This is a genomic window from Rhizobium moroccans (genome assembly GCF_057559155.1).
This window is the reverse complement of the sequence record NZ_JBHFJG010000036.1, coordinates 30989-50845: the sequence shown is the minus strand read 5'-3', so window position 1 is coordinate 50845 and position 19857 is coordinate 30989. Positions and strand designations below refer to the sequence as shown.

The 19857-nt window shown below is 60.8% G+C and carries 16 protein-coding genes; 8 read left to right on the top strand and 8 right to left on the bottom strand.

Annotated features, from left to right (window positions below):
- Positions 1-102: 102 nt before the first annotated feature.
- From ACE04I_RS17090 to ACE04I_RS17065, 6 genes are read left to right on the top strand one after another with little or no spacing between them, the layout of a single operon-like run.
- Complete coding sequence (locus tag ACE04I_RS17090; RefSeq protein ID WP_487207355.1) at positions 103-1629, top strand: sugar ABC transporter ATP-binding protein; 1527 nt, start codon at positions 103-105, stop codon at positions 1627-1629.
- Between the two features lie 12 nt (positions 1630-1641).
- Positions 1642-2649 (top strand): ABC transporter permease, encoded by a 1008-nt coding sequence (locus ACE04I_RS17085; RefSeq protein ID WP_487207354.1) that lies wholly within the window; start codon positions 1642-1644, stop codon positions 2647-2649.
- Between the two features lie 7 nt (positions 2650-2656).
- Complete coding sequence (locus ACE04I_RS17080) at positions 2657-3547, top strand: aldose 1-epimerase (RefSeq protein WP_487207353.1); 891 nt, start codon at positions 2657-2659, stop codon at positions 3545-3547.
- A 27-nt stretch (positions 3548-3574) separates the two neighbouring features.
- Complete coding sequence (locus ACE04I_RS17075; RefSeq protein WP_487207352.1) at positions 3575-5203, top strand: GMC family oxidoreductase; 1629 nt, start codon at positions 3575-3577, stop codon at positions 5201-5203.
- 11 nt (positions 5204-5214) lie between these two features.
- Positions 5215-6363: a galactonate dehydratase gene (dgoD, locus tag ACE04I_RS17070; RefSeq protein WP_487207351.1), complete on the top strand. Its 1149-nt coding sequence runs from the start codon at positions 5215-5217 to the stop codon at positions 6361-6363.
- Positions 6364-6374: 11 nt separating this feature from the next.
- Positions 6375-7154: an SDR family oxidoreductase gene (locus ACE04I_RS17065; RefSeq protein ID WP_487207350.1), complete on the top strand. Its 780-nt coding sequence runs from the start codon at positions 6375-6377 to the stop codon at positions 7152-7154.
- Between the two features lie 204 nt (positions 7155-7358).
- Here the strand turns inward: ACE04I_RS17065 and ACE04I_RS17060 are convergent, their stop codons facing one another.
- The 4 genes from ACE04I_RS17060 to ACE04I_RS17045 form a co-directional block, all read right to left on the bottom strand.
- Entirely contained in the window at positions 7359-7571 is a 213-nt protein-coding gene (locus ACE04I_RS17060) for a hypothetical protein (RefSeq protein WP_487207349.1), read from the bottom strand.
- Position 7572: 1 nt separating this feature from the next.
- Positions 7573-9411, bottom strand: a complete 1839-nt coding sequence (locus ACE04I_RS17055) for a monovalent cation:proton antiporter-2 (CPA2) family protein (RefSeq protein WP_487207348.1) — start codon at positions 9409-9411, stop codon at positions 7573-7575.
- Positions 9412-9414: 3 nt separating this feature from the next.
- Positions 9415-9684, bottom strand: coding sequence for a hypothetical protein (locus tag ACE04I_RS17050; protein WP_046797275.1), 270 nt, complete (start codon positions 9682-9684; stop codon positions 9415-9417).
- A gap of 75 nt (positions 9685-9759) precedes the next feature.
- The gene (locus ACE04I_RS17045; protein ID WP_487207347.1) at positions 9760-10533 is read right to left on the bottom strand and encodes an SDR family oxidoreductase; all 774 of its coding nucleotides are present in this window, start codon (positions 10531-10533) and stop codon (positions 9760-9762) included.
- Between the two features lie 142 nt (positions 10534-10675).
- Here ACE04I_RS17045 and ACE04I_RS17040 point away from each other — a divergent pair, with 142 nt between their 5' ends.
- Positions 10676-11581: a LysR family transcriptional regulator gene (locus ACE04I_RS17040; RefSeq protein WP_487207346.1), complete on the top strand. Its 906-nt coding sequence runs from the start codon at positions 10676-10678 to the stop codon at positions 11579-11581.
- Between the two features lie 169 nt (positions 11582-11750).
- On the opposite strand, the gene ACE04I_RS17035 is transcribed toward ACE04I_RS17040, so the two are convergent.
- The 4 genes from ACE04I_RS17035 to ACE04I_RS17020 all read right to left on the bottom strand — a co-directional run bounded on the left by ACE04I_RS17035 (position 11751) and on the right by ACE04I_RS17020 (position 19001).
- Entirely contained in the window at positions 11751-16403 is a 4653-nt protein-coding gene (locus ACE04I_RS17035; protein WP_487207345.1) for a putative Ig domain-containing protein, read from the bottom strand.
- A gap of 100 nt (positions 16404-16503) precedes the next feature.
- On the bottom strand, positions 16504-17133 hold the full coding sequence (locus ACE04I_RS17030; RefSeq protein WP_046797279.1) for an outer membrane protein: 630 nt from the start codon (positions 17131-17133) through the stop codon (positions 16504-16506).
- Between the two features lie 288 nt (positions 17134-17421).
- Positions 17422-18441, bottom strand: coding sequence for a helix-turn-helix domain-containing protein (locus ACE04I_RS17025; RefSeq protein ID WP_245282198.1), 1020 nt, complete (start codon positions 18439-18441; stop codon positions 17422-17424).
- A gap of 380 nt (positions 18442-18821) precedes the next feature.
- Positions 18822-19001 carry a hypothetical protein gene (locus ACE04I_RS17020; protein WP_137326773.1) on the bottom strand — a complete coding sequence of 60 codons (180 nt, stop codon included), beginning with the start codon at positions 18999-19001 and terminating at the stop codon, positions 18822-18824.
- Between the two features lie 97 nt (positions 19002-19098).
- Between ACE04I_RS17020 and ACE04I_RS17015 the strand changes: the two genes are divergently transcribed.
- Positions 19099-19857 carry a nucleotidyl transferase AbiEii/AbiGii toxin family protein gene (locus ACE04I_RS17015; protein ID WP_487207407.1) on the top strand — a complete coding sequence of 253 codons (759 nt, stop codon included), beginning with the start codon at positions 19099-19101 and terminating at the stop codon, positions 19855-19857.

Sequence of the window (19857 nt, the reverse complement as noted above, 5' to 3'; positions counted from 1 at the left end):
CTGCCGGCATGTATCGCCGGGGCCTCTCACGCGCCGCCCCGAGAGCCAACATGGGAAGAGGCCGCCGGAGGTCCGGCGGCATCGCTCGCAACGGAAAGACCGATGACTACTGTTTCTGAGATAGGACAGGCTGCCGTTCCCGCCGTCGCGTCGCTAAAAGGATGCACGCGCCGCTATCCCGGTGTGCTTGCACTCGACAGCGCCACTTTCGACGTCGCGCCGGGCGAGGTGAGGGCGCTGCTCGGCAAGAACGGCGCCGGAAAATCGACACTGATCCGAATGCTGACGGGTGCGGAAATTCCCGACAGCGGAACGGTGCTGATCGATGGCGCCGAGCTTACTCACACCGGCTCAGGGCGGGCGCAAGAATCCTTCGAGAAGGGCGTGCGCGTCGTCTATCAGGAGCTCAGCCTGGTGCCCGGTATGACATTGGCCGAGAACCTTTTCCTCGGGCGCTGGCCGCGCAAGGGTGGCGTCATTCAATATGCGGCCATGGAAGCGGAAGCCTCCGAGGCGATGGCCAGGCTCGGTCTCGACCTGCCGCCCGACCGGCTGGTGGCGGGCCTGAGCCCTGCCGAACGGCAGTTGCTGGAGATCGCCCGCGCCATGCTCGGCAAACCGAAGCTCGTCATTCTCGACGAGCCGACGAGTTCGCTCGCTGCGGCCGAGGCGGAAAAGGTGATGGCTGCCGTGACCCGGGTGGCCGCGCAGGGCATTGCGGTCATCTATGTCAGCCACCGGATGAACGAGATCCGCCAGATTGCCCATTCGGCGACGATCATGCGGGATGGCCGGATCATCGACACGGTCGACGTGAAGGGCGCCGATACGCGCGAGATCGTCCGGCTGATGCTGGGCTCGGAGGCCTCTCAGGCCCCCGTGCTGGAAGACAGGAGCCTTTCAGAAACCGTGCTCGAAGTGAAGGATCTGGCGGTTTGGCCGAAACTCGCCTCGATTTCGTTTTCGCTGAAAAAGGGAGAGGTGCTCGGCATCGCCGGCCTGCTCGGTTCTGGCCGCACGGAACTCCTGCAAACGATCATGGGCGTGCGCCGCTTCGATGCCGGCGACATCCTGGCTGATGGAAAGTCGGTCAAATCCGCCGGCTACAAGGAGATGGTGCGCCGCGGCTTCGGCTACACACCGGAAAGCCGCAAGGAAGAGGGTATCGTGCCATTGCTCGGCGTCGACGAAAACACGCTCTCGACGAACTTTGCCGGCGTCAGCACGAACGGCGTTCTTTCCGCCAGCCGCATGGCGGAAGCGACGCGCAAGATCATCGAGCGGCTTCACATCAAGACGGCGCGAACCGATACGCCGATCGGCACGCTTTCGGGCGGCAACCAGCAGAAGGTCGTGATCGGCCGCTGGGTCTATGCCGGAAGCCGCGTCATGCTGCTCGACGAGCCGACCCGCGGCGTCGATATCGAGGCGAAGGCGCAGATCTACGCGATCATTCGCCAGCTCGCCGCCGAAGGGCGCAGCGTCATCTTCGTCTCCAGCGAGATCGAGGAACTTCCGCTTGTCTGCGACCGGGTGCTCGTCTTGAGGGACGGCGCGCTGCAGGAAGAATTCAAATCACCCAATATCGATCAGGACAGCCTGATGGCGGCCTGCATTACCGGACATTGAGGGAGACAGACGATGTCACTCGATCATGCTGCCAAACAGGCGGCTTCTGCGAAGGCCAAGAAATCGGGCTTCACCTTTTCCCAGCACATGAACGAACTCAGCCTGTTCTTCGCGATCGCCGTGCTTTACGTGATCTTCGCGTCGACGGCGCCGGGCTTCATGTCGTTCAACAATCAGGTAAACATCCTGCGCGATGCGGCCACGATCGGCATTGCCGCCTGGGCGGTGACGCTGATCATCATCGCTGGCGAGATCGATGTTAGCGTCGGGCCGATGGTCGCCTTCATCTCCGTCGAGCTCGCCTTCCTTCTGCAATGGGGCGTTCCCACGCCTGCGGCCTTTGTGCTGGCGATTGCGCTGGGTGCCTTGCTCGGCGCCGTTTCCGGCGTGTTGCGGGCCTATTTCGATGTGCCTTCATTCGTGGCGACGCTCGGCATGTGGAGCGCGCTGCGCGGCACAGCGCTGTTCGTGACGGACGCGCTGCCGGTCTCGATAGGCCGCAACGACATGCTGGACGCGCTGGACCGGTCGGTGCTCGGCATTCCACCGGCGGCGATCATCATGCTCGTGCTGTTTGCGGTCTTTGCCTTCGTCAGCCGCAAGACCGCGTTCGGGCGCTCTGTCTTCGCCATCGGCGGCAATGCGCATGCGGCGTTTCTCAGCGGGATCAGGGTATCGCGTATCCGCGTCGCGCTGTTTGCTATCGGTGGCGCCATGGCGGCGATCTCCGGTATCCTGTTGGTCTCGCGCCTCGGCTCCGGCAACGCAACGGCCGCCAATGGCCTGGAATTCGACGTCATCGCCGCGGTGGTGGTCGGCGGCACGGCGCTTTCGGGCGGACGCGGCTCCATGCTCGGCACGCTGCTTGGCGTTCTCGTCATCACGCTCATCGGCAACGGCCTCGTGCTCCTCGGCATCAATCCGTTCTTCCAGCAGGTCGTGCGCGGCCTGATCATCGTCATCGCCGTGCTCGCCAATATCCAGGCGATCAAGCGCAGCCTGTCGCGCAACAAGGGGTGATGGGGCGATGCCGGTCTTGGAATTGAAATCCGGCGCGCTTTCGGCTCGCCTTTCGACCGCCGGCGGGCTGATCCTCGGCTTCCGGAAGGAAGGCGAGGGGGGCAAGAGCGTGCCGTTGCTGCGGGATGCCCCTGACAATGCCGATGCGCTTTCGTCTTCCTGCTATCCGCTCGTGCCGTTCGGAAACCGCCTGAAGGAAAATCGTTTCACGTTCGACGGGGAGGAATACCGTTTCAGCCCGAACACGGACTGGGACCCGCACTATCTTCACGGCGAGGGCTGGCAATCGGAGTGGATCGTCGAAGAGCGCGACGATTATCGGGTGACGATGAGTTTTGCCCATCGCGGCGGTCACACGCCCTATGCCTATTTCGCGAGGCAAAGTTTTTTGCTGACGGGCGATGAACTGCTGCTCACCCTGTCAGTTGAGAACATGGGTGAGAAGCTCCTTCCCTTCGGCCTCGGCTGGCACCCGTATTTTCCGATGACACCGCAAACGACGCTGTTCGCTCCGGCCCGCAAATTCTGGACCGAGGTCGAAGGCTGGCTGCCCGGTGAGGTGACGGCGATTCCCGAGGATCTCGACTTTAGCGAGCCGGCGCCGCTGCCGCATCGGTGGGTCAATAATGGCTTCGAGGACTGGTCCGGCGAGGCGGTCATCGCCTGGCCGGAGCACCAGATGCAGCTTCACCTGACGGCCGATCCGCTGTTTGCGCACGCCTTCGTCTTTGTCTCGGACACGGTTTTCGATCCGCAGTTCAAACGCGATTATTTCTGTTTCGAGCCGATGTCGCATCTGGCGAACGGCCATAACCTGCCGGATCTAGGCGGGCTCCGGATTCTTGAACCAGGCCAGCAATTATCGGGCAGCATACGGCTTCGGCCGCAGGACCTGTGAGCATGCGCATATTCCCTAGGAGCAGAAATGTCTGACGACGGTCGGTTCGACTACATCATAGTCGGGGGCGGCAGCTCGGCCTGCGTGGTCGCGGCCCGGCTTGTCGCCGATGGCGGCGCGCGCGTGCTGCTTCTGGAGCGCGGTCGGGCCAAGGCCAATCCGATCATGCATTTTCCGGCCGGCTACATGAAATTCCTGGCGAAGGACACCTATCTCGCCATGCACCAGACCAAGCCGCAGCCGCAGCTTGACGGGCGCGGACCGATCGTACCCCAGGGCAAGGTTCTGGGCGGTGGCAGCACGGTCAATGCCATGGTCTATATGCGCGGGCAGGCCGCCGATTTCGATTTGTGGAACGAACACATCACCGCGCCGGGCGCCAATAATGACGGCGCGTGGTCCTATCGCGACCTCCTCCCCTACTTCAAGGCGCAGGAAGACAACGACCATCTGGCCGGCGAATATCATGGTGTGGGCGGTCCGCTGAAGATCTCCCATCTCGGCCATACGAGCCCGATGACCCGAACCTATGTGAAGACGCTGCAGGGGATGGGCATTCCCTACAATCCGGATTTCAACGGTGCCGAACAATTCGGCGTCGGCTTCATGCAGCACACGATTGACTGGCGGACCCGCAAGCGCTCAAGCGCCGTCGACGCTTTTCTCGCGCCGGTAATGAACAATCTGAAGCTGACGATTGAGACCGGCGCGACGGTAACGGGTATCCGTATTGAGGGCGACCGCGCCGTCGGCGTCGATTACGTGCAGAATGGCACGCCCAAGTCGGCCCTGGCCGGGGCTGAGGTGATCGTGGCGGCCGGCGCCTACCAGACGCCGAAGCTGATGATGCTTTCCGGCATTGGTTCGGAGGAGGAGCTGGCGCGGCACGGCATCAAGACAAAGGTGGCGCTGCCCGGCGTCGGCAGGAACCTGCAGGATCACTACGAATGCCCGGTCGTCGCCACAACCAAGGGCTCCTTCGGCTATTACAAGCAGGATCGCGGCTGGCCGATGATCAAGGCCGGGCTGCAATATCTGATGTTCAAGTCCGGCCCTGTTTCGACGACGGGCGTCGAGACTTGTGCCTTCTATGATCCGGACGGCCATAACGAACGGCCGACGATCCAGATGTTCTGCGTGCCGACCGTCTATCTGGACCGCGACGTGATGGGCACCGAGCCGGGTGACGGGGTGACGATCAACTCGCTGCTTCTGCGGCCGAAGGCGCGCGGATCGGTGACGCTCGCCTCCAGCGATCCCTTTGCCGATCCTATCGTCGATACGCAGATATTCGGCCATCCCGACGATTTGCGCCTTACCATGGCAGGCTTCCGGTTCGCCCGTACCGTGCTGGCGGCTTCCCCGATGCGCGATCTGATCGACAAGGAGATTTTCCCGGGCGCGGACGTGGTGAGCGACGAGGCGATCGCCGCCCATTGCAAGCGCACGGTCAAGACCGGTTATCACCCCGTCGGCACCTGCAGGATGGGCCATGACGGCGATCCCGAAGCGGTGCTGGATTCCGCATTGAAGGTCAGGGGAACGCGCGGCCTTCGGGTTATCGACGCGTCTCTCATGCCGACCATCGTCAGCGGCAACACCAATGCCGCCGTTCTTGCCGCCGCCGGAAAGGCGGCAGACCTTATCCTCGCCTGACGGAATCCCTGATGAAGATCACCAAGCTGACCACCTATATCGTGCCGCCGCGCTGGCTGTTCCTGAAGATCGAGACCGACGAAGGCGTCGTCGGCTGGGGCGAGCCTGTGGTCGAAGGCCGGGCGCTGACCGTGGAAGCGGCCGTCCGGGAAATGGCGGACTATCTGATCGGCAAGGACCCCTTCCTGATCGAGGATCACTGGACGGTTCTTTACCGCGGCGGCTTTTACCGAGGCGGCGCCATCCACATGTCGGCGCTTGCCGGCATCGACCAGGCGCTGTGGGACATCAAGGGCAAGGCGCTCGGCCAGCCGGTCCATTCACTGCTCGGCGGAAAGCTCCGGGACCGGATCAAGGTCTATTCCTGGATCGGCGGTGACCGGCCCTCCGATGTGGCCCGCAATGCGAAGGAGATAGTGGCCCAAGGGTTCCAGGCGATCAAGCTCAACGGCTGCGAAGAGATGCAGATCGTCGACACCAACGAAAAGGTGGAAAAGGCGATCGAGACGATCGCCCTCATCCGCGAGGCGGTGGGACCACATATCGGCATCGGCGTCGATTTCCATGGCCGCGTCCACAGGCCCATGGCCAAGGTGCTGGCGAAGGAACTCGAGCCCTACAAGCTGATGTTCATCGAAGAGCCCGTGCTTTCGGAAAACAAGGAGGCGCTGAGGGAGATCGCCAACCACTCCTCGACACCGATCGCGCTGGGCGAACGGCTCTATTCGCGCTGGGATTTCAAGTCGATCTTCGAGGGTGGTTACGTCGATATCATCCAGCCCGACCTGTCACATGCCGGCGGCATTACCGAGTGCCGCAAGATCGCGGCCATGGCCGAGGCCTATGACGTGGCGCTGGCGCCCCATTGCCCGCTCGGTCCGATCGCGCTTGCCGCGTGCCTGCAGGTGGATGCCGTTTCCTACAATGCCTTCATCCAGGAACAGAGCCTCGGCATCCATTACAATCAGTCCAACGACATTCTGGATTACATCGTCAACAAGGACGTCTTCCAATATGCGGACGGCTTCGTTGGCATTCCGCAGGGACCGGGCCTGGGCGTCGAGGTGGACGAGGCCTATGTGATTGAGCGGGCGAAGGAAGGGCATCGCTGGCGCAATCCCATCTGGCGCCATGCCGACGGCAGCTTCGCCGAGTGGTAGGGAGACGCGTGATGATGGGACGGCTTTCGGAAAAGCGGATATTCGTGACGGGCGCGGCCCAGGGCATCGGCCTTGCGATCGCGAAGGCGTTCCTGCGCGAGGGAGCGGCGCTGTTTCTGGCCGATCGCGACGCCGGCCTTCTTGAACGGGAGGCGAAGGCGCTCGGCGAAAGCGGCGAGAAAGTCGGCTGGCTTGCCGCCGACATTGCCGATGCGGCGGCGATTACCGAAGCCGTCCGTCAAGCCGCCGGAAAGATCGGTCCGATCAACGCGCTCGTCAACAATGCCGGCGTCAACGTCTTCGCAGAACCACTGGAAACCAGCGACGAGGAATGGAACCGCTGCTTCGACATCAATCTCAAGGGTGCCTGGAATTGCTGCAAGGCAGTGCTTCCCGGCATGATCGAAGCGGGCGGCGGCGTCATTCTCAATATCGCCTCGACTCATGCCTTCACCATCATTCCGCATACCTTCCCCTATCCGCTGGCCAAACACGCGCTGCTCGGCATGACGAAGTCACTCGGGTTGGAATTTGCACCGAAGAATATCCGTGTGAATGCGCTGGCGCCCGGCTACGTCTCGACCCAGAAGGTCATCGACTATTGGAACAGCTTCCCCGATCCAGAAGCCGCCAAGGCGAATACGATGAGGTTGCATCCGGGCGGGCGCATTGCTTCACCGGAGGAGATCGCTATGGCTGCGGTGTTCATGATCTCCGACGAATGCCCGTTCATGAACGCGACATGCCTGACGATCGATGGCGGACTGAGCGTGCAGCAGCACCCCGCCTGAGATATCTGGATCTGGCCGTCTCCGGTCCGCATGAGATCAATGCGGCACATCCATTTTCTACGTTGCGGAGGTTTCGACCTCTCTCTGTGAGACAATATCCTCCGACAGCCCCAATCCTTATACCGTTCCGGGAAGTGCTCGCGCTCTGGATCAGCCTTCCACGCTTCCTGAAGCTCTGCTTTGCGGCTCAACCGGGTACCGTGCTCATCCAACATCCGATTCCATTGGTCGCGGCCGTAGCAGGGCGAGCGCGCCTTTCGGGCCTTCGATCCAGCCATCATAACGTGGCGCCGTGATGGCCATGTAAAGATCGAGGAAGCGGTCACGGAAGAGGTGATCGAATTCCTCATCCGTGTCGAACCACCGACCTTGCGCACCGACCTCCTTCCAGAAGCCGACAACGTCGGAAATCAGCACCTCATCTCCTCGCGGCCGCATCCCAGGCGTTGCGATCATGATGAACCCTCCCGCTCGTGGGCTGGCTCTTGCCTAAAGCATTGCCACGGATCAGGTCGCGGCCGGCATAGATGCCGCCGACCGTCTCGATCTCCAGGCGCTCAGCGTCACGCTTGCGGATGTCGGCCATCAGTTCGGACGCAGCGTCGGGCTCATCGCCAAGCACTACCAATGCGCGCTCGCCGAGCTTGAGTGCGGATTCGAAGGTCTCGCGGATCTGGAACTCCACGCCGGCGTGAACCAGCTCAATGGCATGCTCGCGATCCATCGAGCGGGCGAGCACCGGAACAAGGGGAAACTCGTGTTTCGCGAGTTCGGCGATGGTGCTCGCGGCATTCGCATCATCGACGGCGATGACGATCGCCTTCGCGTGTTCCGCGCCGGCGGCATGAAGAATGTCCAGCCGCGCGCCGTCGCCATAATAGACCCTGTCTCTTATACACATCTGATCGCGGATCGCCTGCGTGTCCGTCTCGATGATCGAGATCGAGTGGCCGCGCGCCAAAAGCGGCTGGCTGACGATCTGGCCGAAGCGTCCGAAGCCGATGAGAAGCACGCCGGCCGACAGGTTCCCAGCCACCTCCACGCCGTCCATTGATTGCGCCGTTTTGGGCAACAGGCGGTCGTGCAGGATGATCATCAACGGTGTCAGCACCATCGAGACGATGATGATCGCGGTCAGGGTCGCGTTCCATTCGGGCGTGAGGATGCCGAACTGGGTTGCGGCGGCGTAGAGAACGAAGGCGAACTCGCCGCCCTGCGCCATCATGACGGCTCGTTCCACAGCCTCGGCATTGTCGGATCTGAGGAGGCGGGCGACACCGTAGATCATCGTCATCTTCAGGATCATGTACGCTGGTACGGAAATGGCGATCACCACCCAGTTCGCCGCGATGATGTCGAGGTCGAGCGCCATGCCAACGCCGAGGAAGAACAGGCCGAGCAGCAGCCCGCGGAAGGGCTCGATGTCCGCCTCGAGCTGGTGGCGGAAGGACGATTCCGACAGAAGCACGCCGGCGAGGAAGGCGCCCATCGCCATCGAAAGCCCGCCCGCCTGCATCAACACCGCAGCACCGAGCACGACGAGCAGGGCCGCCGCCGTCATGATCTCCCGGACGCCGAACCTCGCCAGCAGGCGGAACATCGGGTCGAGCAGGTAACGCCCGGCAACCACCAGCACCGCGATGGTCGTAAGCCCGATGCCCACCCCCGTCAGCCGGTCGCCCAGAGTCACGTTCTCCCCGCCCGGCGCGAGGAAGGCCACCAGCGCGAGAAGCGGCACGATGGCCAGGTCCTCGAATAACAGGATGGCGATAATTTTCCGCCCCTTCGGCTGGGCGGTCGCGCCGCGTTCCTGCATCATCTGCATGACGATGGCGGTGGAGGTCAGCACGAAGCCGGCTCCCGCCACGAAGCTCGCCCCGACCGGATAACCGAGCGCAAGGCCCACCGAGATCAGCGTGAAGATGGCGAGGCAGACCTGCAGCGCGCCCAGCCCGAAGATCTCGCCGCGCATGCTCCAAAGCCGCGAAGGCTGCATCTCCAGCCCGATGATGAAAAGAAACAGCACCACGCCGAGCTCGGCGACATGGATGATCGCCTGCGCGTCGTCGAAAAAGCCTAGTCCGAACGGTCCTATGGCAAGGCCCGCGGCGAGATAGCCGAGCACCGACCCGAGTCCCGCGCGCCGGAACAGGGGAACGGCGACGACCGCCGCCGCGAGAAGCACGACGACGGGAATGGGATCGAACGCCGCATGGTGCGACGCTTCGGCGGCGTGAGTGGCGGCTTCGGTGGACATCGGTCAACCTCTCGTTAGTTGCCAAGCGACCAGCCCGGCGATGACAGCCGGCACGGCGAAGACGACGAGGAGGATCGGCAGTTCCTGCGCCACGGTGTATCCGGCCTTCGCCACGCCGATCCACATGTTGACCAGCGCCACGGCCAGCCAGACAGGCACGAAGACCTTCGCTGCCGTCGTGATCCCGGCGACATCGCCGCCCCAGAGCTTCCCGAACAGGGCGAACACGCCGAGCAGGAGGACGCCTCCGGTGATGACAAGCAACATATGCATGAACGGTCCTTCCCCTCGTGATGGCAAAAGGGCGGCCTCACTCTGTGAACAGGCCGCGCCGAACTGTCCGAGATCCTACTTGGTCGTGTAACCGCCGTTGACAAGAATGGTCTGGCCGGTCATCCACCAGCCCTCCGAAACCATGAAGCGGATATAGGGAACGATGTCCTCGATGTCGGTCAGCCCGGTCTTGGAGAAGCTGGACAGCGCAGCCGCCGTCTTGTGATAGGCGACGGCGTCTTCGCCCTCGGCCGGATAAAAGAAGGGCGTGTCCATCGGGCCAGGGCCGATCGCCGTCACCGATATGCCGCGATCGCCAAATTCTTTGGAGGCCGCCCGCGTGAAATGCTCGACCGGCGCCTTGGTGCCGGCGTAGGCCGCATAGAAGGGCGTAAAGGCGCCGAGCAGCGAGGTGACGAGCGTGCAGATCTTGCCGTTGTCGTTGAGGTGCTTGCCGGCTTCCTTGAGGAAGAAAAAAGCGGTCTTGGAATTCACCGCCGTCATCTCGTCGTATTCGGCTTCCGAGATCTCGACGATGGGCTTCTTCAAGACCTTGCCGACGGTGTTGATGGCGATGTCGGGGTTGCCGATGGCGGCGACAGTATCGGCAAACAGCTTCTCCATCGCACCTGCCGTGGTGAGGTCGGCCTGGAACGCGACAGCCTGGGCCCCGGCGGCCTTGGCGGCGGCGACGGTCGCGTCGGCATCGGCCTTGGTGGACGCGCTGTTGTAATGAATGGCGATCGCCTTGGCGCCATGGGCGGCGAGATCGCGTGCGATCAGCCCGCCGAGATTCTTGGCCCCGCCGGCGATGATGACGGTTTTGCCCTTGATGCTGTGCTCGGTCATGGGGTGGCCTCCTTTGCCAATACGGCGACCACATCGACGGCCGCTTTCGTTATGAAAGCATATCGTCTAGGATTGGCTGATAAAGACGATCACTCTAACATCACTTGTCAGAATATCGGCACAATGAAGGGCCGCCCTCCCATTGGATCGTATCGACCTGTTCCGTATCTTCACCCGCGTCGTCGAATGTTCGAGCTTCACCCGCGCCGCCGATACGCTCGGCGTCCCGCGCTCATCGGTGTCGGCTGCCGTGCAGGAGCTGGAGGGCCGCGTCGGCGCGCGGCTGCTCCATCGCACCACGCGCAAGGTGTCGCCGACCCAGGACGGCACTGCCTTCTACGAGCGCTGCCTGCGGGTCATCGCCGATGTCGAGGATACGGAAAACCTCTTCCGGCAGACGGCGGCGCAGCCGTCGGGCAGGCTGCGGATCGATGTCCCGGGCCGCATTGGACGGCTCGTCATCGCGCCGGCGCTTCCTGAATTTCTCGATCTCTATCCTCGCATCGATATCGACCTTGGCGTCACGGATCGCGCTGTGAATCTGGTGGAGGATAGCGTTGATTGTGTCGTGCGGGTTGGCCCCTTGAACGATTCAGGCTTGATAGCGCGCCCGATCGGCAGGCTGCCGCTCATCAATGTCGCCAGCCCAGCCTATCTGGAACTCCACGGAACACCCCACGCACCTAGCGATCTCGGGCACCATTGGGCGGTCAATTATGCGTCGCCCTCCAGCGGGCGGGTCGAGGCTTGGGAGTGGATCGAACACGGTGCGCTTCGCACACTGCCATTGCGTGGCCGCGTCACCGTCAACAGCGCCGAGGCCTACATCGCCTGCTGCCTCGCGGGCCTCGGGCTGATCCAGATTCCGGCTTATGATGTGCGGCACCATATCGAGGCGGGAGAGCTCGTCGAAGTGATGCCGGACCACAGGGCCGAGGCCATGCCGATGACCCTGCTTTATCCTCATCGCCAGCATCTCTCACGGCGATTGCTGGTGTTCGCGGATTGGCTCGAGGCATTGCTGAGACAGGACGTAGCTGGGGGATAGGTATTTGCGAGCTTTTCGCATCAAAGTACCCACGGTTTTCGCCTTTCGCCGGCCCCGGCCCAGTGGCTCCCGGCTCTAACGCCGTAGAACAGCGCGGCCAGCCAGCCTCCCTTCCATTTCTGAAAAAATCGCAGGCTCGCTGTTGGTTCACGATGGTCAGGTCGTTGCCCTAGAAGTTACCGCCGATACGAATGCCGAATGTGTGGTTCTGCGCATTGCCATCGAAGCCGAAAGCTGTGCGGTAGTCGAAACTGAGCGTTATGTCATTGTCGAGCTTGGCGTCGATGCCAACCCCGACCGTCAGGTAATCGCGCATGTAGCGATCAAGATCGAGTGCGTAGGGCGCGGTTCCGAGATCAGAATATCCAATGCTGGCCTGGCTCGATCCAGAGAAGTCGTGGGTGTATTCCAGCCGTCCGCGCGTGTTGAGCACACCCCACTCCATCGGAATTGCGTGTTCGGCGCGCATGCCGATAACCCCCGCCAGCATATCGAATGTCTGATCGCCAAAAGACAGGCTATAGGGTCCTGCCCCCGTCTCGGTAAAGCCATCGAGCCGGGTACGGGCGACCTCAATCCGACCGTAGGGTGAGAACATCAGGCCATTGTTTCTGTGTTCATAGCCAGCGGACAATGATCCGAAGAATTGTGTACCGCCCCGGCTTCCGGTGGCGAAGTCGCCAGTCGTGGTCACATAGCGCGTGCTGTCGAAGTCGAGACGGCTCACCCCCAGAAGACCGTCGAGATAGAACGGTGCGGGATGATAGCTGCCATAGAGCGCAGCGCTGAATGCCTGTCCTGTGCTTGTTGTCCCACTTGAACCGATGTCTGTCCTGTCTCGGCCATAACCGAAACCGATGCCGGCGACGACGTCCAGCGCAAAACGATGATCGACGCCGCCGCTGACGCCGACGAGGGTGTGCCCAAGATCGATGCTGCCACGTTCACTGGTCCCGAAATTGACGAACCCGCCAGTCCAGAAGGCCGTGTCGCCAAACGGGGCGTTTATCGGCTGCGTTGCATTTCCAGTTTCCACGCCTAGTTCTTTATGCGACCGTCCCATGGTGCGACCGGCGGGATCGTTGCCCGGTCTTTCCTCCTCAGCTTTCTTAGGTTCGGTACGGTCGGCGTCTTGCGTGACGCCCATGCGAATATTGAGCGATTGCGCATGTCGGCTCTGGTCGCTGTGCAGCCGCTCCAGGCGATCGTTGAAATTGCTGATCTGAGTGGTAGCAAAACGCTGAGCCGTCTGTGCCTGAGCGTTGATGAGGCCGATTACCTCCGTATCCTGCGACGGATCGGGGCGATAAATGCCGCCAAGCGTCAGACTGTAGGCCGCCTTGCCGGTCAGCCCGTTCTGGTCGCGCACCGTGACGACGACGGTGTAGTTCCCCGGTGTAGTCGGCAAGCCGTGGATTGTGCCTGTGCGCGGTTCGACGCTCATCCCTTCCGGCAGCCCGGTCGCCGAGAAGCTGTAGGGTGCAGTGCCGCCTGATACGGAAACAGCCTGGGTGTATTCGACGCCGGCTGTCCCTCCTGGAATTAAGCCTGACGCCGGCGAGAAGGTGAGGGCGGGTGCGATATAGGTAAAAGCGGCGGTCAAAGTGGTCGTACCGCCTGGCGTCGTCACTGAAACATCAGTTGAACCCGCGGCATTGGCCGGTGCGATGGCGGTGATCTGCGTATTGCTGATAACCGCGATGCCGGTTGCCGCCGCGCTGCCGAGCGTCACACTGGTCGTGCCGGTCAGATGGTTGCCGGTGATCGTGAGGGCGGTTCCGCCCAACGTGGAGCCGGCTGCAGGAGAAATCCCCGTCAGGCTTGGCGGAGCAGGAGCGACAACAATGGTGTAGCTTGCCGAAGCCGAGCCTGAGATTGCAGCGGTCGCGGTAACGTTGATGGTGAAGGTACCATCTACGTCTGGGGTTCCTGTGATGTTACCGGTAGCCCCGTCGATGATGAGGCCGGATGGCAGGCCGGTGGCGCTGAACGCAATGGTTCCGGCACCACCAGATGCGGAAATAGAACCATCGTTGTAGACGGCCCCGACCACGCCCGCGCTCAAGGCAGAGCCGTTAGCCGGCGACAGGGATACGGGCAGCGAGGCCGCCGCGACGACGATAGTATAACTCGCGGTGGCCGCGCCCGAGGTTGCTCCGGTTGCGGTGACCTCAACGGTGAATGTGCCGTCGGCCGTCGGCGTTCCCTTAATCGCGCCGGTCGCAGGATCAATCGACAGGCCGGGCGGCAAGCCGGTGGCGCTGAACGTAATGGTTCCGACGCCGCCCGTCGCGGTAATTGAACCATCGTTATAGGCGGCACCGACCACGCCCGCGGTCAAGGCAGAGCCGTTGGCCGGTGCCAGGGAGACGGGCAGCGGGGCGGCCGCGATGACGATGGTAAAACTCGCGGTGGCCGTGCCGGAGGTTGCTCCGGTTGCGGTAACGGCAACGGTGAAGGTGCCACCGGCCGTCGGCGTACCCGTGATCGCGCCGGTCGCTGCATCAATCGACAGGCCGGGTGGCAAGCCGGTGGCACTGAAGGTGATGGTGCCGCCACCGCCGGTCGCGGAAATCGAACCATCGTTATAGGCAGTGCCGACCAGGCCATTCGACAAGGTCGAGCCGTCGGACGGCGTGAGAGCGATCGAGCGCCCCACGGCCAAGGGTGTTCCGTCGGTAAAAGCCGCATTGCTGTTGCCCCCGACGTTGTCGACCGCGTTTGCCAGGATATCAAGACGAAGGGTGCCTGACCCGGATATATCATCGACCTGAACGGTATAGGTTATGTTGTCCGAGGTCTGCAATACCCCCAGCCTCCCGGAGGCGGTACCGCTTGACGTTAGCACCAGGTCGGATCCGGTAAACCCCGTGACCGGCTCGGAAAACGTGACTTCGAACGTCACGCTGTCGGCGTCGGGGTCGGGACTACCGATCACCCTGGTTGAAACAACCTCGGGATTTACAGCGTATATGAGTACTAAGCTGGTCGAGCCAATGTTGTTGAGCGTGAGATCCGCATTGGTGCCCTGAATGTCCCGGATGGTACCGCCGTTTGCCACGATCGCCGTACCAAGCGATATGCCGCGAAGCGCTACATCCCCCTGCTGGACAGTGTAAGTAAAGACAGAAGAGCTGCTTCCATTGCCTGACAGACTGGCATGACGTGTTGTGGCGCCAATCGCCAAAGGAATATAAGGCGCTCCTCCCCCCGTGTTAACGTCGACATTTCCGTCCCAGCTGACGGTAAAATCCAACCTGTCTCCGGTTCCGTAATAGCCATTGGCTGGCACGGAAACGGATACCACTGTCGGTGGTGGAGTGGCTGCCTCGACCGCCAGCGTATAGGTTGTTTCCTTCACGTGGGCTCGGGTATTCGCCGCCTGTACGGTGAAGGTGAAGCTCCCCGTTTCCGTCGGCGTTCCCGACAGTTCGCCGGTATCGGCCAGTGCCAGACCTGCTGGCAGCTTGCCACCGGTCAGGGTGTAGGAAAAATCCAGATAGCCGCCTGTGGCTGTAATCGTCTGGCTAAAGGGGACGCCAGCGGTTGCCTTGACCAACGTGGCCGGCGAGATGGAAATTTCCTCAAAAGTGAAAACGATCGAGCAGTCCGCCGTGATGGGGCTGGTATGCCACCCGGTGCCGACAGCGTGAATACCGCATCCGCTGGGCTCACGATATGTCGCGCCCGCATCCGGTGAGACTGTGGAGAACGCTATAATGCGTTCTTCGGAAACTTCCGCAGGGCTGCTGATCGTCGTCTGGGGATCGTCACTGAGGGTCACGTTGGTAACCCGGCCCGGGCCGTTGGATGACCAGGTAACCGTGTGGTCCCGGGCGGGTGCCGCAATCACCGGGATCGTCTGTGTGGCCTTTTGCGAGTCGTTGAAGTTGGCGTCGCCTATACTCTGGGCGCTCAGCACGCAATTGCCAGCATTCAGAAAAGTCACGACACCGTCGGAAACAGTGCATATGTCACCGCTTTCCGTCTTGACCTCGACAACCACGCTCTGGCTTACGCGCAGGGCGCGAGCGGTCACTGCATAGGTCTGACCGACACCTGCCTGGCTCGGCGGAATTGTGTCGAAATAGATGCTTTGATCCGCCTTGGCTATATCTATGACGACGCCACTGCTGACGCCAGGTTCATGGCTTTCGTCGCCTGAATAAACAGCCGTGATGATATGCTGGCCAGCGCCAAGCTCATTGGTTGTTATCGTGAGGCTGGCCCCATTGGTAGTGTCGAATGAGACTGGGTCGCCAATCCTTGTGTTTCCATCCATGAAGGTAATTTCACCATTCGGCTTCGCGCTCGTTCCTATGACGATCGCCTTGATTTCAACCGTCTGGCCGTAGACTCTGCCTTGCGGCAGTTCGTCCACCAGGACGGTCGAAGCCGCCTTGGTGACGGTCAACGTTGCCGGACTTGAGTAGACGCTCTCACCGTCCTTGCTGACCACAGCGCGATATCGCGTGCCGGATTCGCTCACGCGAACTGGTTTAAAAGTGTATGTACTCTCGGTGGCGCCCGAAATTGTCGAGAAATCAAAGCCGTTCGTGCTGACCTGCCATTCATAAGTCGCATCGCTGGCACTGGTCGTGACGGAAAACGTGACGAATTGCCCGGCTGCCACCGTCAGGTCCTGGGGATGCTGCGTGATAGCAGGAGGGGCAGCTTGCGCCGGCGAACCGCACAATAACACGAGCGCCACCAGCAGAAATGCTGACCAGCCGCGTCTCAGGTTCTTCCACGTCGGTGACGAATCCCTATGCGTTGCATGGAGGCGCAAATTTCTAAAGAAAATGGTCTCAGTCGGGATCATACGAACACAAATCTCAGTCGGGAAAGCCTGACGGTACGAGGAAGCCACCGAGGGAGCGATTTTCCACCTCGGTTGACTTCGTTCTCTCCGTCAGTGGCCACTAGAACTTTACGCCCAGACCAATTTTGACGGCCTGCTGGTCAACATCGACGTTGATGCCCTGAAGATCCTTATCCCCGTAGTCGCTGTACCTGTATTCGACGCGGCCGAATATGTTGCTGTTGAAGGCGTAATCCAGACCGGCGCCGACCGTGTAGCCGTTGAATGTTGCTTCCTCTTTGCCCAATCCCGGCACGTCGACATAACCACGCGTCGCTGCCCAACCGGCTGTGGCGTAGATGAGCGCGCGATCGAACGCATAGCCAACGCGTCCGCGTACCGAGCCTGCCCAATCGGTGCCAAAATCTGCGCCAAAGATTTGCTGTTCATTCCAGTTGTATTCGAGATCGCCTTCAATGCCGACGACGAGTCTGTTGTCGAATTGGTAGTTGTAGCCGGCGAAACCACCAAAGAGCCCACCATTGGCGTCCTCGGATCCGGCGATGCCGAAACCGGAGAATTCGCCATTTGCCCAACCGCCGCCGCCCTGAATACCGAGATATGCTCCCGACCACATAAAGGTCGGTGCATCGACAGAACCGGACGGTGCTGGATTTTCGGGAGTGAGATCGGCCGCAATCGCCGTAGATGCGGTGAGCAAAACAAGTGCAGATAGAAGGCATGTTCTCATGTGGTCGGCTCCGATTCCGTGCGAAAGTTGCCGTTGAATTGATGACCCGCCAGCCTCGCAGGCAGCCATCGAGCGATCTAACGTCCCGAGCAGAGACGTCCTGTGGTGATGGCGCGCGTGAAAGCCTCCAGCGCGCGCCAATGCGCCCAGACAATCAACACTTCGGAGCTGATGGTAAGTGTGAATAAGAGCGACCGGATAAATCTATCCCAGCGCGCAAATTGAACCGTTCAGAATAATCCAGCTACGCAAACTCAGGTTGAGGCTTGCGAGCGCAGATAGCAGCCATCAACGACCCCATTGGGAAGCTCGGTCGAACCAGTTTTGCGATTCGCTCGTCCCGACTATCCGATGTCTTTGCGCTACGGCCCGCGTCTCGCGCGGTGTGATGCCGTAAAGGCGCTGAAATGCGCGCGTAAAATTGTGAGGATAGGTAAAACCGTGCTCGAGACCGATTTCTCCAATGGATTTGTGGGCTTGTGCGGGATCGCGAAGTGCCCGGCGCGCCATATCTAAGCGCCGCCCCTGGATATAGGAAGCAACTCCGCCATCGTTCGAAAAGAGATAGCCGAGCTTGCGCAATGACATTGTGAAGGCTGCTGCAATTCGAAAGGGAGACAAATCCGGTTCCAGTGCATGAGCATCGATATAACGGCGGATACTTGCAAGTTGCGCCCCGGCTATCCCTTGCATCGAATCTTCTCTCGGGACACCATTGAGTGTGGCGGCGACAAGTTCGAGCGTTGGCGCTACCAGCGTCGCGGCCTGTTTCTCGTCCAATTGCGGCAGTATCCGGAAAAGGCCCTCGACGTGGTTGCGGAGCAAGCTCACCATCGGCTCGTGAGCCGGGAGGACCCGCATATTGTGCTCATCGGGGTTGATCAACAATCGCGCGAGGAGCGGGCGGGGGACGAAGAGAGTAAGATTGCAGAAATCGCTGGCTGATCCCGCATGGGCCTGTGCCGCGTCATGAACGATCATGTCTCCCGGGCCGGCGTAAGCTTCTTCTCGGCCGTCATGGCGTCTCCAATGACCATCGATAAAAAACTGTATTTCGAAGTGATCGTAACCGTCCGCGCCAATGCGATAGTTGGAACGACTAAGTTTTTGGGCCACGCTGACACAGTGTGTGAGCAACACTTCTCCGAAGCGAAATGTACAATGTGTGGTGTGAAATTCATTTGCCTGGAAAATGTTGAAATCGTAGAGTGAACCAGCTGATTCTTCCCAGAATTCAAGAGCTTTCTTTAGAGAGATCGCGCGCGTATCCGTTTTGAGTAAAAGCGTGGGATGCTCTTTTTTGATCATCGCTCTTCCGGTTTCTCTCTCCAGCAGTATCAAAGCACGCCTTCATCGACATTCCAGGATATCTGCGCGGCATTGCCCTATTCTCAAAATATCTCACGGGTTCTTGAAAAAACTATTAGTACGATCACAGATCGATCACCATCCAAGTCCTGTTGATTGCCGAGCAGCCCACCCTGGATCCCTTGTCGAGGAAGCCCGAGCACACGGCTACGAGATCGACCAGCTAAAGCGAGATATGCCCCAGTTCCGGCAGCGATCCCACTCGATAGAACGCCGATGCGACTGGACATAGGCGCTAATCTCTCCGATCGACGACCACCGATTTTTTTCTGACTGCTTTTTTGGACAACAGCCTATCCTTCCACTGCGCTCGCTTTTTATCATTGCTCGACCTTCGCAACGGCGAGATTGTTCAAGACGCCGACCGATAGCAATCCTCCACGACCGGGTTCGGGTTTGGCCAGGAAGGTGTTACCCAGCGCCTTTAGAATGTCTGCATTTTCGGCGAACGCGCTGTGTCCAAGAGCATCGTCCTGCTTGGCGTCGAAAGCGTCGATCACGGTGATTTCCATTTAGCTTTAGCAATTTTTCATAGGGCCGGAGAAGCAAGGAAGCTGAGCGAATTTTCGGGGAGACTTTTCCGTATTTGTTGGCCATATCGAAGGTCGTAGGTGCGTCAGTTGGGTCGCCGACCCGTTTCGGCCGACGCGGGACCTCGATCTGCTGGGCTATGGCGAGAACAACCCAAAGGCCATCGCCGAGGCTTTCCATGCCATTTGCACGCAGCCGGTCGCCGATGACGGCGTCGTTTTCGACGTGGACGCCCTCGAAGCCGCGCCGATCCGCGAGGAAATCGAATATGGCGGTGTCCGCGTGCGCACGACTGCCACCATTGCAGGGGCCCGCATTCCCATTCAGGTGGACATAGGCTTCGGTGATGCGACCACGCCTGGGTCAGTCGACATAGAATACCCATCGTTACTCGACGCGCCTGCGCCGCACCTGCGGGCTTATCCGGTTGCGACCGTGGTTGCGGAGAAATTCGAAGCTATGGTGACGCTCGGCATGGCGAATAGTCGCTTGAAGGATTTCTACGATCTCTGGCTGATCGCGGAAACTTTCGAGCTTGAGCGGTCGGCGCTCACAGATGCGGTGCAGCAGACTTTCACGAGGCGACGGACGAATCTTCCGAAAGAGAGGCCAACAGGTCTCAGCAAAGCCTATGCCGAAGTTTGGGATCGGCAGTGGCGGGCGTTTCTCGGTCGCGAACGTATGGCGGCCGCTCCTCTCGAATTGGCCGTGGTTATCGCTGACCTTGCTCAGTTCCTCCTTCCATTGACTGAGTTCGCCGAAGGCAATTGGCGCTGGGAGCCGCGCAAAGGGTGGGCCTTGTTGAAGATGGGCCAGGAAGAATAA